At 59.2% G+C, this 13,104-nt stretch carries 12 protein-coding genes; 7 read left to right on the forward strand and 5 right to left on the reverse strand.

The annotated features are described in order from the left end of the window. The 5 genes from C0Z16_RS23780 to C0Z16_RS23800 all read right to left on the reverse strand — a co-directional run. A partial coding sequence (locus tag C0Z16_RS23780; protein ID WP_146014339.1) for an NAD(P)/FAD-dependent oxidoreductase occupies window positions 1-413 on the reverse strand: 413 nt, incomplete at its 3' end. 91 nt (window positions 414-504) lie between these two features. After that, window positions 505-1,323, reverse strand: coding sequence for an SDR family NAD(P)-dependent oxidoreductase (locus tag C0Z16_RS23785; RefSeq protein ID WP_102634525.1), 819 nt, complete (start codon window positions 1,321-1,323; stop codon window positions 505-507). A gap of 31 nt (window positions 1,324-1,354) precedes the next feature. Further along, complete coding sequence (locus tag C0Z16_RS23790; RefSeq protein WP_102634526.1) at window positions 1,355-2,323, reverse strand: phytanoyl-CoA dioxygenase family protein; 969 nt, start codon at window positions 2,321-2,323, stop codon at window positions 1,355-1,357. A gap of 180 nt (window positions 2,324-2,503) precedes the next feature. Continuing rightward, window positions 2,504-3,565 (reverse strand): phosphotransferase, encoded by a 1,062-nt coding sequence (locus C0Z16_RS23795; RefSeq protein ID WP_102634527.1) that lies wholly within the window; start codon window positions 3,563-3,565, stop codon window positions 2,504-2,506. Between the two features lie 56 nt (window positions 3,566-3,621). Next, entirely contained in the window at window positions 3,622-4,728 is a 1,107-nt protein-coding gene (locus C0Z16_RS23800; RefSeq protein WP_102634528.1) for a phosphotransferase family protein, read from the reverse strand. 178 nt (window positions 4,729-4,906) lie between these two features. Here C0Z16_RS23800 and C0Z16_RS23805 point away from each other — a divergent pair, with 178 nt between their 5' ends. The 7 genes from C0Z16_RS23805 (at window position 4,907) to C0Z16_RS23835 (ending at window position 13,092) form a co-directional block, all read left to right on the forward strand. Further along, window positions 4,907-5,497 (forward strand): MarR family winged helix-turn-helix transcriptional regulator, encoded by a 591-nt coding sequence (locus tag C0Z16_RS23805; protein ID WP_102634529.1) that lies wholly within the window; start codon window positions 4,907-4,909, stop codon window positions 5,495-5,497. A gap of 72 nt (window positions 5,498-5,569) precedes the next feature. Continuing rightward, complete coding sequence (locus C0Z16_RS23810) at window positions 5,570-7,033, forward strand: acyl-CoA reductase (protein ID WP_102634530.1); 1,464 nt, start codon at window positions 5,570-5,572, stop codon at window positions 7,031-7,033. Next, entirely contained in the window at window positions 7,030-8,418 is a 1,389-nt protein-coding gene (locus C0Z16_RS23815; protein ID WP_244201330.1) for a hypothetical protein, read from the forward strand. Before C0Z16_RS23810 ends, C0Z16_RS23815 begins: the two co-directional genes overlap by 4 nt. Window positions 8,419-8,450: 32 nt before the next feature. Next, window positions 8,451-9,305, forward strand: a complete 855-nt coding sequence (locus C0Z16_RS23820; protein WP_102634531.1) for an oxidoreductase — start codon at window positions 8,451-8,453, stop codon at window positions 9,303-9,305. A gap of 23 nt (window positions 9,306-9,328) precedes the next feature. Further along, on the forward strand, window positions 9,329-10,693 hold the full coding sequence (locus C0Z16_RS23825; protein WP_102634532.1) for a hypothetical protein: 1,365 nt from the start codon (window positions 9,329-9,331) through the stop codon (window positions 10,691-10,693). A 74-nt stretch (window positions 10,694-10,767) separates the two neighbouring features. Continuing rightward, window positions 10,768-12,306, forward strand: a complete 1,539-nt coding sequence (locus C0Z16_RS23830; RefSeq protein ID WP_407070697.1) for an MDR family MFS transporter — start codon at window positions 10,768-10,770, stop codon at window positions 12,304-12,306. Window positions 12,307-12,435: 129 nt separating this feature from the next. Beyond that, window positions 12,436-13,092 (forward strand): TetR/AcrR family transcriptional regulator, encoded by a 657-nt coding sequence (locus C0Z16_RS23835; RefSeq protein WP_102634533.1) that lies wholly within the window; start codon window positions 12,436-12,438, stop codon window positions 13,090-13,092. Window positions 13,093-13,104 lie beyond the last annotated feature (12 nt).

Genomic DNA, 13,104 nt, shown 5'->3' on the forward strand with positions numbered 1-13,104 from the left:
GCTTCGGCCTGCTGGCCGAGCCAGCGCGTGACGTTTGCGAGGCTGATCACATAGTTGCCGTGGTTCCTGAAGTTATCCGGCAGCGCCCAGTTCGGCACGCTCTTCGAGCCGGTTTCGGTGAGAAAGAAGAAGCGGTCCTCGGTCACTTCAACATCCAGAGGCGCGCCTTTTTCCTTCCAGTCCGGAATCAGTTCATTCAACGCACGCGGGTCCATCACGGCACCCGAGAGAATATGCGCCCCGATCTCCGAGCCTTTTTCCAGCACGCAGACGCCAAGCTCGACGCCCTTCTCGGCCGCCAGCTGCTTCAGCCGGATCGCCGCGGACAGGCCAGCCGGGCCGCCGCCGACGATCACGACGTCGTATTCCATCGACTCGCGCGGGCCGTATTGTTCTAGCAATGCTGCGGTCATGCAAAAAGTCTCCGTACCGGTCTTGCGGATGCTTTTCTCCGCAATTAAAGATTCGACCTCGCCTTCACCAATAGCGATGTCCGCTACAACGCTATTGCTGTATCAGATCGTAAGCGCAGAGTGCTGCAACTTCCGTCACGCCGCCGTCCACCGGCAGACACGCGCCGGTAATGAAGCGCGCATCATCGCTGGCGAGGAACAATGCAGCCGCCGCAACGTCCCACGCGTCCCCTTCGATGCCGAGGGGCGCGACCTTGCGGCGCCGCTCTTTTGCCGGCTCGTCCAGCATGCTCTCGACCATCGGGGTGAAGATATGTCCCGGCGCGATGGCATTGGCACGGACCCCATCGCGGCCGTATACGACGGCCAGTTCACGCGTCAACGCAATCATGCCCGCCTTCGACGACCCGTATGCGGCCGCGCCGTGACTCCGCAGACCCGCTGTCGAACTGACGTTGACCACTGCGCCATTCTTTCCTGCAACCAGATGAGGCGCCGCCGCTCGGCTCATCAAAAAGGCACTCTTGAGATTGACATCGATAATGCGATCCCATGAGGCTTCGTCGATATTCTCGAAGTGGCCTCCCGCCCCTGCCACACCGACATTGTTGACAAGGATATGCAACGCGCCATAACGCTCGACCGTAGCCGCAACGACGCGTGCGCATGCATCGCTGTCGGTGACATCGGCAGCGCAGACGAACCCATTACCCCCGGCTTCAACGATCATCGCAAGCGTTTCGGCAGCCCGCTCCTCGTCACGATCGACCAGGCAGACCGACGCGCCTTCACGCGCGAAAAGACAAGCGATGGCCTTGCCGGTACCGACACCATTGCCTTGCGAACCCGCGCCGGTCACGATGGCGACTTTGCCAGCCAGACGCTGATGAAAAACCTTTGGAAAAGGCATGCTTTACCCGATGTGAGTATTCGACGAACTGTCAGTGTGGTGGACGCAGCACCGTTACCCGGCCATCGCGCACCGCCAGAATCACTTCATCTCCGGCGCGAAAGTGCGATGGAATCTCGTCGAGCGGCACCTTCCTGCCATCGATCCCCCGGCAGTACGTGTTTTCATCGAACACGAACGCTCCACTGCGGCCTTGATCGCCCTGCACCGCCACCTCACGGGACGTCAGCGACGTGATGTTGCCGATAATCGGTGTGTCGCCGGACGCGGCCATTACACGAATGTCCATCGAAAGCCGGAAGCGGTCCGAGTAATTTGCCACGCCGGTATGTGGAGTATTCAGATGCATCATGACAACATCGCCGGGCCGATATGTCGTGCGGCGCCATGCATGCGCCGGCACTGCGCCATCAGGAATCGGAAAAAGCGGTGGTTGCGCGAGATCGTGCAAATACGGCCCCTTATGCATGCCTTCGGCGAGCACCAGCCCTCCGACGTCAGGATCGATCTCGGCCAGCGGAATCCAGCAGATAGAGAACGGAATTCCCGCGTTGTAGAAACCGTCCTGATGGACATAGTCGAAGCGGGCTCGAGCGCGATCTTGCGCCGGGGGCGTAGCGCGATACTCGACCGTGGGAATCCAGAATGGGTCGTCGGCAAGCAGGCGGCTGAAAAAACGATGAATTGACGGCTCGGCGACGAAAGGTTTCCAGACCTTGCGCGACGCGAGCGACTCCATACGAAATGGAAAGTCTTCCAGGCTCTTGCCGTTGAATCGAGCAACGGGATCGTCCGGGGCAATCACGCCAAGTTGCGAAAGCTCGTCTAGAAATACTCTGCGCAACCGCCCGACTGCTTCGGTGTCGAGCACGTCCCGGAAGAACCAGTACCCATCGCGATCCCACGCCGCCTGCAGGGCCGCGCGATCGTCAAGAATATCGTTCGATACGTGGAGTTCCTGCATTGCCGGCAGTACGCCAGCATCCAATGTCGCGTTCATACCGTCTCCTTGCTGTTCGCCGCAGTTCGTCCGCGCGGTCGACCTTTCCACCTGTGGATTGGAGATTTAGCTTAAGCCTCGCTGCGCAATAATGCAACTAGTAGTTCCATTATTGCGGAAGCACTAGTGAGGCCTGTATGAACCCAAAACAGAGGACCCGAAGCGATGAGCTTCGAGACATCACTGCGCCGGCGAAACTGTCCCATGGTCGAGCATAGCCGCCCCGAAACGCGCAGCGTAGGCTGTGTTCACTGCCTCGGTCTGAAAGCGCGTCTCGTTTATGGCGAAGATAAAGTATCCATAGACCAGGTCTCGCCGGTAGTCCTCCCACGCCGCTTCGAACGCGGGTGTTTCGACACCGTTTGCCGCAAGATGAGTCAGGTAATGGGCAAGCAATTGGCGCTCCCACTTGCGCCGATCGGCAATATCGAGCGCGGAGCAGATATGGTATGAAACTTCGAGACTCCAAGGCGCACGGCTGACCTGCGCATCGAAAAAACCCGGCTTGCCATCTGCTGTTACGTACAGGTTACCGAGGTGCGTGTCACCGTGAATCAGACACACCGGCTTGCCTCGATGCGACTCGCCAAGCTGCGTGAGTGCCGCCTCCATCCACTCACGGTCGTGAAGAAGCCGGCTGACTGCGGCTCCACGGGGTAGTTCAACATAGTGCCGCCATACCTCAGGCACCAGATAGCGGCGCATGTAGTCGAGCGACCACCCCGAGAAACGCTCGCCAATCCAACCGTATCGCCCGTGTTCAGCGAATTCCGGACTGTCCCACGTTTGAGCGTGATAACGCGCCATTGCGGCAAGCCGCGCCGCGACATCGTCATAGCCCGCTGAACACTGTGCGTGACAAAACGTGACTCCGCTTGCTCGCAGATCCTCCATCACGACAATCGACTGCCAGCCAGAGGGATCGGTGCCCGCATAGAAGCACCGAGGCGCGTTCATGTCGATGAATGGCAACACGTCGCGATAGAAACGCATCTCGTTCTGGTACATGTCTTTCATCAACGGGCTGTGTTCTTCAAATCCCCCCTTCACGATCATCCGCGCAGGCAGACAGAACTCTTCTCCCGTACCGTTGTACTCGAGCAGAACGCGCACCTTCGTCGAGGTTCCCGACAAGACGTCCTCGCATAGTAAGCTCGTGACCTCCACGCCGGGATAGCGAAACTGAAGCGCTGCGGTCAGCCACTTCGCGGAAATTTCATCGACCGTCACCGGCAGTCTCATGTCGCTTGCAACAATTAGCGCGGACAAGGTTTGCCCCCCTTTAAAATTTTCAGTAGCTAGCCCATCAACTCGAACACGTCGTGATCGAGGGCCGCCATTGCAAAGCGAGATGCGACTGCGCAGTTATTGACCTCAGCCTGCCACTCAACGGGATTCACCAACCAGAAATAGAGCCCGTAAACGAGATGGCGCCGATATGCATCCCATGCTTCATCGAAAGACGGCGGTGTTGCAACTCCATATGCGGCGAGTCGTTCGAGGTAGTGCGTAAGCAGCGAGCGTTCCCATTCTGGACGGTCGGCAATATCAAGCGCGGACACGAGAAAGTATGTGAAATCGTGCGACCATGGTCCGCGCCGATACGATTGCCAATCGAGAAAACCGGGCGTGCCATCGCGCTCGATATACAGATTTCCCAAGTGCACATCGCCATGTAAAAACGTCATCGGTCCTAGCCGATCGAACGAACGCAGGTTCAGCAGCGCTCGCTGCATCCAGTCGCGGTCATGGAACTGCCTGGCAATCGCAGCCCCTCGCGGCAACTGGGTGTAGTGCGCGAATACATCAGCTTTGAGTTGCCCCCAGTGATAGGTGCCGGCCTCGCCGTCCGGCAACGGGTCCTGTTCGGCCAGCCAGCCAAGCTTACCGTCTGCAGCGAGAGCGGGCGCACTCCAGTATTGCGCGTGCAATCGGGCTTGTGCGTCGAGGTTTGCCGCAGCTTGCGCGTACGACAACGTATTCTGCACACGGCAGAAGGTCACGTCCCGTTCCGCGAGATCCTCAAGAATGACAATCGATTGTCCATTCGAATGGTCGGTCGCCGAGAAATATGCGCGAGGAACCTGCACGGGCAATTCAGGCTGCACCTCGTCGAAAAAACGCGCCTCGTACTCGTAGATATACGCATTCAGATGCCGATATTCGGGGACAAAGCCGCCTTTGACAATCAGAGACCGCGGCAAGCCGGCCTCATTTCCCCGCGCATTGTATTCGGGGCGAACGCGAAGCTTCGTTGCTGTTCCGTAGATGACATCCATCAGTTTCAGCGACGTGACTTCCACACCTTCGCAATAGGTCGCGAGTGCCTGCGACAGCCATTTCGCCGTCACCTCGCCTACTTCCACCGGCAACGGCGACAATCTTGCTTCACATTCACGTTCCATTTGGCTTCCTAACTGTATTTGCCGTGGAGCGGACCGCAACGCGCGACAGCTTACAGCATTGAAAACATATTGCATTGTCCAATGCATTCGCGCGTAGTCATCTCGTTGAAGACCGGCGAGCCTCCCACAGACGGAACATCTCGGCGCATCGTCGCGCACCGAGCCTATCGTTGACAACATGGGGAAAACCACAAAACGAAAGACGTTGCGTTTTTCGAATGACGTGCATATAGTTGCCTTCAACGGCAGATACTTTTTTGGCAGAAATCCAGTGGACAACTCATCAGCGCTTCAGTTTGAGGCCGCTTTGCCGGACTGCGAACTCGCGCATCGGCAAGGCACGAATACCTATCGTTCAGAGGAAAGCGTCGCCTACCGGATGAACCAGGTGCGCATTCTGCTGTGCGACGCGGTAGACGCCAAACTCTCGGCCTATGGTCTATCCGCCTTGCAATGGGGCGTCCTGAAAGCGCTGTTCGACGGACGTGCCAGGACGCCGTCAGAGCTATACCGCATCCTGCTGTCCGACAGCGGAGCCATGACGCGCCAGCTCGATTTTCTTGAAAGACGTGGGTTTCTCCGCCGCGTTCGCAATGAATTGGACAGACGCAGCGTTTACCTGGTGCTGACCGATAGCGGCCGCACGACGATTTGCGAAACCGTTCCTTTGATCGTCGAGACGAACGACCGGCAATTGCGCGGTTTCACTCAAGACGAAGTGGAAACGCTGAAGCTGTGTATGGATCGCATGATTGCCAACCTCGGCTGACTAAAGATTAGTCCCACGCGCATTCATCCGGGCGCGAACGTCGCGTTCTTACCGAATCGAGAAGGAATACTCATGGATCATGTCGATACCCCCGTTCAGAAGGCCCCGCAATCTCTGCATGGCGGCGCTCCGGCGTATCTGCTCGTACCGCATGTCTATCGCGGGCGTACCGTCTCGGGCGCGGCTGTCACGCATATCTCGCGCGATCTTGGCACGGGATTTCGCACACCGGCGATAGAGCTGGACGATCTGATCTGGTCCCGCACGCAAGCAGGCCCCGCGTTCGACTTGCCGATTGCACACGTTATCGACTTCCTCGTCGAGCTCGGTCCGCGTCTGCATCTGGATGCGAATCCGCTGATGCAGCAGGCGCTTGAATCGATGATCCAGGTGAGCCCGCTCGGTCGCCGCATTCTGGAAAACTGCTATCGCGACATTCCGAATCTGTTCGCGCGCAGCGTGATCGAAGACGAGTTGCGTATCAGCCTCGGCGACGCCAGTGTGATCGACGGCTGGATGCCGCGCACGTTGCGCGGACGCCCCAGCCGTCTGCGCGCGTTTCCTCCGCGCCTCGTTCACATACTCGCCGGAAATTCGCCCATGGTCGCCGCCATGACCGTGATGCGCGCCGCGCTGACCAAAGGTGTGCATCTATTGAAGCTGCCTTCCAACGACCTTTTTACCGCGACGGCGATTTTGCGCACCATGGCCGAAATCGACCCCGCGCATCCGTTGACGCAGTCATTTTCCGCCGCTTATTGGCGCGGCGGGGACGAGAACGTCGAATCGATCCTGTATCGGCCGCAATATTTCGACAAGCTCGTGGTGTGGGGTGGCGAAAGCGCCGTGCGCCATGCAATGCGTTACGCGGGTCCCGGCCTGGAACTGGTCGCTTTCGACCCGAAGGTGTCGATCTCGCTCATTGGACGGGAAGCATTTGCGTCGGAAGAACTGCTTGGACAAGTTGCACGCGCCGGCGCGGCCGATGTGCAGTCGTTCAATCAGGACGCGTGCAATGCGAGCCGCTACCAATTCATTGAAGGCGACGAGGACGATGCCGACCGCTATTGCGAACATCTTGCGACAGCACTGAGCGAAGACTTCCGTTATGGCGATGGGCAAGGCCCCGTAGTGCCAAACGACATCCGGGAAGCCGTCGACGTGTTACGCGAAATGGAGCCGATTTATCGCGTGTTCGGTGGTTATGACGGAAAGGGCCTTGTGATCCGCTCGGACGAGCTGGTCGACTTTCATCCCATCTGCAAGACGGTGAACGTCATTCCAGTGAAGAGCCTCCATGATGCAACCCGGTTTGCAACCGTGGCCACTCAGACCGTTGGCATCTACCCTCCGCACCGCGTCGTCGAGGTTCGTGACGCGCTCGCGTGTGCCGGCGTCCAGCGCATGGTGACGCTTGGCGAATCGATTTCAGACGGCGTTGGCGGCTATCCGCATGACGGCATGTTCCCGATTCACCGCTTCATGAAGTGGATATCCGAAGAAGCGGGCGGGAATAGCTCGACGGAGACCGAATGATGTCGGCCCTCGACACTCTGCTGCAACTGACCGCTCATCCCGACCCCTTTCGCAACGCTCCGGACGATCTCCACGCCATCCAATTGCAGGCGTTGCGCGAACGGTTCGCGCAGCGGCGCCGACAGATCCGTATTCTCGACAAGCGTGCAACGGATGCGGACGTAGGTGAACTTTCAAACCTTCATGATGCGGTGCCATTGCTGTTTGCAGACGCGGTCTACAAGAGCTATCCCGACGCTTTTATCGAACAGGGCAAATGGGCGCGACTAACCGCGTGGCTGCAAACGCTGACGGCGCAAAAGATCGAAGGCCCAAACTACACCAACGTTACGAACATGGACGACTGGATCAACGAACTGCGCCGACATGGCCATTACGTGATGAGTTCCAGTGGCACATCGGGAAAACAATCTTTCATCTATCAAAGCGGTGCCGATAGGGAACTTGCCTGGCGGCTGATGGGCCAGGGCATTCGTTGGGCGGCAAGCGCCATGCGCGATCCATCGCGCCGCGTTCCGGTGTTCCTGCTGACGCCCTCCTCCGGTTCGTATACCGGCACCGAGCGAATGTCCAGATTCGCGGAAACAATCGCCATTCCTGGCGACATCCACTACATGTCCGACGTGCCGCAAAGCGCGGACCAGACCGCGCGCATGGCACGCATGCGCCGCGCTATTGCTGACGGTACCGCCATGCCCAGCGATATCGCCACATTCCAGCTCGAAAGTCGGGCACGCGCTGAACTCGTGCAGGCCGACTTCCGGCGCTTCATCGATCTGCTGCTGGAACGACGCCGCGAGCCGATGTTCATCATGGGCATGATGGGCATGCTGTATCAGATCGTGGCAACCGCGCGCGAACGGGGCATACCGGATGGCGAGTTCCATCCGGACACGGTCATTAGCATCGGTGGCGGGAAAAAAGGCGCGAATCTTCCCGACGATTTCCAGGAACAGTGCGCGCGCTTCTTCAATTTCAACGCGGCCAACTTTAATGACGGCTATGGCATGGGCGAGGTATCCGGATTCTGCCCATGGTTCCACGCAGCCAACGCGTGGGCTGTTCCGCCATGGCTTGTGCCACTCGTGCTCGACGCCACTGGCGAACAGTTGCTCAATCCGCCGGGTGGCAAAGGTGTCGTCGAGGGGCGCCTCGCGATTATCGATTTGCTTGCCGATGGACGCTGGGGCGGCGTAATCAGCGGCGACAAGGTCGTGATGGAATTCGGGCACGGCATCGATGGTGTGCGCACACCTCTCATTCGCGATGTCGTGCGCTACAAGGACTTGCCAGGGGGCGACGACAAGCTGTCGTGTGCCGGCACGATCGATGGCTATGTGCGCGGCGAGCTAGGCGACATGGTCGAAGCCAGCCGCACCGCGTGATTTTTTTTCCTATTTCGTTAGAGAGAGTTTTGATGACAGGCAAATCGACATCCGCCGCTGTCTGGCTAATCACGGGCGTCTCGTCCGGTCTCGGCCGGGCCCTCGCTGAAGCAGTGCTCGCGCGCGGTGACAAGGTGGTCGGCACCGTGCGCAACCCGTCGCAGATCGAGGCATTCGAGCAGTTGTCTTCCACCGGCCTCGCGTACGCAATAGTGCTCGACGTGACCGACGCGTCAACCGTCCCGCACGCCATCGAGCAGGCGCTTGCCCGCGCAGGCCGCATCGACGTGCTGGTGAATAACGCGGGATACGGCTTGTTCGGCGCGCTCGAAGAGGTGTCCGACGCCGAAGCGAGACAAGTGTTCGACACCAATTTCTTCGGCACCGTGAACACCATCCGGGCAGTGTTGCCGCATTTACGCGAGCGCGGCTCAGGGCACATCGTCAACCTGTCATCGGTCGCGGGGTTGATCGGCATTACGGGCTGCAGTTTCTATTGCGCTTCCAAGCATGCAGTCGAAGGCTTGTCAGAGTCTCTTTCACGAGAACTCAAGCCGTTCGGCGTACACGTCACGCTGGTTGAACCCGGCGGTTTTCGCACGAATTTTGCGGGCAGCTCGCTGCGGTGGAGCGAAGTCGCAGCACCTGCATATGCAGACACAGTCGGAAAAATGCGTGAGCAGATGACCCACTATCACGGCACACAGTCGGGGGATCCGACCAAGGCGGCTGCGGCGATCATCCAGGCGGTCTATGCCGAGGAGCCGCCGTTGAGGCTGGCTCTCGGGCCCGACGCGGTCGGCGTCGTGCGCAACAAACTTGCGGCGCTGCAGGAGAACCTCGACACGTGGCTCGATGTGTCGACCGCCACGGATTTCGCCCAATAGCGCCTCGTCACTTAGGAGACCCCATGTCTGCCGTTGACCGCTTTTACGACCTTCTTGAACAGGATGTCGATCCGTTTCGCCAGCACCCCGACAATCTTCGGGCGCTTCAACTGGCGGCGATGCGCGAGCGCTTTACCGAGCGCCGGGAACAGATCAGGCTCCTGAACCGTCGCGCAACCGACATGGGCATCGATGAGCTCCGCACCGAAGCCGATATGGTCCCGCTGCTGTTCGCACACCAGATTTACAAGAGTTACCCGGAGCAGTTCGTCGAGATCGGTCGATGGAAGCACTTGAACACCTGGCTACAAACACTGACGAGCCGGCCAGTGGTCGACGTCGATGTGGATGGTGTCGAGAACGTCGATAGCTGGATGGAGCGCCTGCGCGGCGCCGGCCACTACGTGTTCAGCTCGAGCGGCACCTCAGGTAAATGCAGTTTTATCAGCCAGACGCGCGCCGACATGGACCGCGTGACGGCGACGTGCGTGAAGCTCGGCGTGTATGGCAACAAGCTGATCGAGCGGGATTTCGGCAAGCGTCCGGTGTTTTTGATGATGCCGCCAAGCGGTGCCCATCGTCATATCGGTCCCGTCCTGAGCGCGGCCACGCAACTCGGCAGCGAAAGCACGTTGATGTTTGACGAGCCAGTGCTGGCATCGTCGACGATAGAGATGGGCCGCATGCGCCGCACGCTCGCAGATGGCAGCGCGAAGCCGAGTGCGATCGCGGCGTTTCAGGAGCAGGCTGCAAAGCGTCAGCAACATACAGGCGCGATGATCGACCGCTTTCTCGACAAACTACTCGCTCACCGGGATGTGCCTGTGCTCGTGCAGGGCAACTGGTCTCTGCACTGGACGCTGGTCGATTTCGCGCGCCGGCGTGGCGTTGCCAACGGCATCTGTCATCCGGAAACGGTCATCACCACAGGTGGCGGCTTGAAAGGCACGCAAGCCCCTGCGGATTTCCGCCAGCAGATCATCGACTTTTACGGCATCAAGTCGGAGAACATCCAGAACAGCTATGGCATGTCGGAGATGATCGGCACCGGCCCATGGTCGGACGTGGCGCAAGGCTTCGCGATCTGTCCGTGGATCGTTCCGTTTGTGCTTGATAAGGCCGGCGAAAAGTTGCTCAACCCTGCCGATGGAAGCGGAGTTGTTGAAGGCCGCTTCGCGTTCTTCGATCTGCTTGCCGAAGGGTATTGGGGCGGGTTCATCACGGGTGACAAGGTGACAGTCGACTTTTCGCCCCAAGGCGACACAGAGGGTTTGCAAGGACCGCTCATCAGGCAGGTCGGCCGTTATGCGGATCTCGAAGAGGGTGAAGACAAACTTTCGTGTGCGGGAACGATGGAATCATACGTTCGCGGCATGATCGAAGTCTGACGGTTCAGCCTGTGCACTCACCTATCTCAGCACCGGCCGCGCCGCGATCAATACACAATCCTTCGAAAGACCCCATACCAGCCGACACCGTGAACGCCGAGAAAGGAGCCGTAAAGAATCGCCGCATTATCACGGTGTCGATCATGCTGGCCACGTTGATGCAAACGCTCGACAGCACGATTGCCAATGTCGCCCTTCCGCACATGCAGGGTGCACTCGCAGCGTCGCAGGATGAAATCGTCTGGGTTCTTACCTCGTACATTGTCGCGGCGGCGATCGCCACACCGCTCACCGGATGGTTCACCGACCGCCTTGGTTTGAAGCGTCTGCTCGTCGTTTCCATTGCTGGCTTCACGATGGCTTCGGGACTATGCGGTATTTCCGCTTCGCTTCAGCAGATCGTGCTGTCGCGCGTGCTGCAAGGCGTGTTTGGAGCTGCGCTGGTACCTCTCGCGCAGTCGATCCTGCTCGATATCAATCCACGCGAAAAGCAGGGCCAGGCGATGTCCGTGTGGGGCATGGGCGTGATGATCGGCCCCATCATCGGCCCGACTCTCGGCGGATGGCTCACGGACAGCTATAACTGGCGCTGGGTATTCTTCATCAACCTGCCCGTCGGCTTACTCGCGCTAGCCGGCATCCTGGTCTCGCTCCCGGCTCGCGATGATCGCCAGAAGCGCAGTTTCGATTTCGTGGGTTTCATCACGCTGGGGGTGGCAATCGGCGCCTTCCAGGCGATGCTCGATCGCGGCGATCAGCTCGACTGGTTCGGCTCACTGGAAATTCGCATCGAAGCCGTGATTGCCGCTATCGCATTTGCGTTTTTTATCGTGCACACGGCGACCGCCGGTCCGCGATCGTTCTTTCGCTACCAATTGCTGTGGGATCGCAACTTTGCCACCGGCATCGGCTTCATCTTCGTCATCGGTGCGGTGCTCTACGCCACCCGTGCGCTGATTCCGCCCATGCTGCAAAATCTGATGAACTATCCTGTCGCGACGACGGGCCTCGTCACCGCGCCAGGCGGTCTCGGTACGATGATCGCGATGCTGATCGCCGGGCGCCTTGTCGGCAAAGTCGATCTGCGGCTTTCATTGCTATGTGGCTTCGCCGTATCCGCGTTTTCGCTATGGCAGATGACGCAATACACCATCGTGCTGGCACGCTCCGATATTGTCTGGCCGGGGCTGATTCAAGGCTTTGGTCTGGGTTTGGTGTTTGTGCCGCTGAGTGCGGCATCGTTCTCGACATTGACGCCGGAACTGCGCGCGGACGGCACTGCGATTTACAGCCTGATGCGCAACCTCGGGAGCAGCATCGGCATCTCCGTTGTGCAGTCAATCGTGTCGCGCAATACTCAGGTTTCTCATGCTGCACTTGCCGAACACGTGACGGCATTTAATCCGCTGCTGCGACAACAGTTCGACGTTTCTTCGCAAGCCTCGATGGCGACGCTCGACGCAATCATCACGCAACAGGCATCGATGATCGCGCACATCGATGCCTTCAAGCTAATGCTATTCGCTACGCTGGCCGTGATTCCGTTGCTTGCCCTGATTCGTCCGACGCACCAGCATGTTGCCGGCGAGATTGCGCACGTCGCGCTCGACTAGCGTTATGGCCGCCCTACTGGCGGACTGCCAGGGAGGTGAGTACACTTTCACTTTCCCCCTGGTAGCTAGCTGCCCATGGCTAAATCTCCGGCACGCCATCCTTCACCCGTACCTCCAGTCGGCGCCGTAATGGCCACAGCCGCTCCACGCGCCGCGGGCCGGCCTACACAAGACGCCGCGGCCGAACTGCGCGAAAGACTGCTGAGCGCAGCCACGCAGATTTTTCGTGCGGAAGGATTCGGTGCAGCCAGAGTGGAAGAAATAGCTGCTCTCGCCGGGATCAGCAAAACAACCGTCTACCGGCAGTTCGGCACGAAAGAGGATCTGTTTCGCGCCGCGATCTCGCATGGCATGCAGGATTTACGAGGCAGGATCGAGCAGTTGCTCAAACCGTCTCGCGAGTTCGAGAAGACGCTGTCGCTCCTTTTGCGCACATTGACTGAGCATATGGCGGCCACGGACACGATTCAAATTACCCGTGTCGTGGTTGGAGAATCGAATCGCTTTCCGGATGTGGCGAATGGGTTCGTTCGGTATGTCAACGAGATGCTCGAACCGGTAGCGGAGTTCATCGCCTCGGCCGCTCGCGGTGGCACGATCAAGGTGGATGACGCACCTGCGGCTGCGCGTGACCTGCTCACGCTAGTGGCGGGCAGCACGGAAGTATTGATGGGCATTCCGACTACGCGCGCACATCGCGAACAGCGTGCCGCACACATTCAGCAGTTGCTGCTGTCGGCCTGGAGGTACACGCAATCCAGCCAGACTCACGAGCCACAGGTCTAGAGCGGCCAGCCG

The sequence above is a fragment of the Paraburkholderia rhynchosiae genome (assembly GCF_002879865.1).
Lineage (GTDB): Bacteria > Pseudomonadota > Gammaproteobacteria > Burkholderiales > Burkholderiaceae > Paraburkholderia > Paraburkholderia rhynchosiae.

Bases quoted from the DNA above. Each gene is read 5' to 3' on its own strand.
- C0Z16_RS23800 (WP_102634528.1), bottom strand. From the start codon at position 4,728: ATGGAACGTGAATGTGAAGCAAGATTGTCGCCGTTGCCGGTGGAAGTA.
- C0Z16_RS23820 (WP_102634531.1), top strand. From the start codon at position 8,451: ATGACAGGCAAATCGACATCCGCCGCTGTCTGGCTAATCACGGGCGTC.
- C0Z16_RS23825 (WP_102634532.1), top strand. From the start codon at position 9,329: ATGTCTGCCGTTGACCGCTTTTACGACCTTCTTGAACAGGATGTCGAT.
- C0Z16_RS23790 (WP_102634526.1), bottom strand. From the start codon at position 2,323: ATGAACGCGACATTGGATGCTGGCGTACTGCCGGCAATGCAGGAACTC.
- C0Z16_RS23835 (WP_102634533.1), top strand. From the start codon at position 12,436: ATGGCCACAGCCGCTCCACGCGCCGCGGGCCGGCCTACACAAGACGCC.
- C0Z16_RS23805 (WP_102634529.1), top strand. From the start codon at position 4,907: ATGGGGAAAACCACAAAACGAAAGACGTTGCGTTTTTCGAATGACGTG.
- C0Z16_RS23810 (WP_102634530.1), top strand. From the start codon at position 5,570: ATGGATCATGTCGATACCCCCGTTCAGAAGGCCCCGCAATCTCTGCAT.
- C0Z16_RS23815 (WP_244201330.1), top strand. From the start codon at position 7,030: ATGATGTCGGCCCTCGACACTCTGCTGCAACTGACCGCTCATCCCGAC.
- C0Z16_RS23785 (WP_102634525.1), bottom strand. From the start codon at position 1,323: ATGCCTTTTCCAAAGGTTTTTCATCAGCGTCTGGCTGGCAAAGTCGCC.
- C0Z16_RS23795 (WP_102634527.1), bottom strand. From the start codon at position 3,565: ATGAGACTGCCGGTGACGGTCGATGAAATTTCCGCGAAGTGGCTGACC.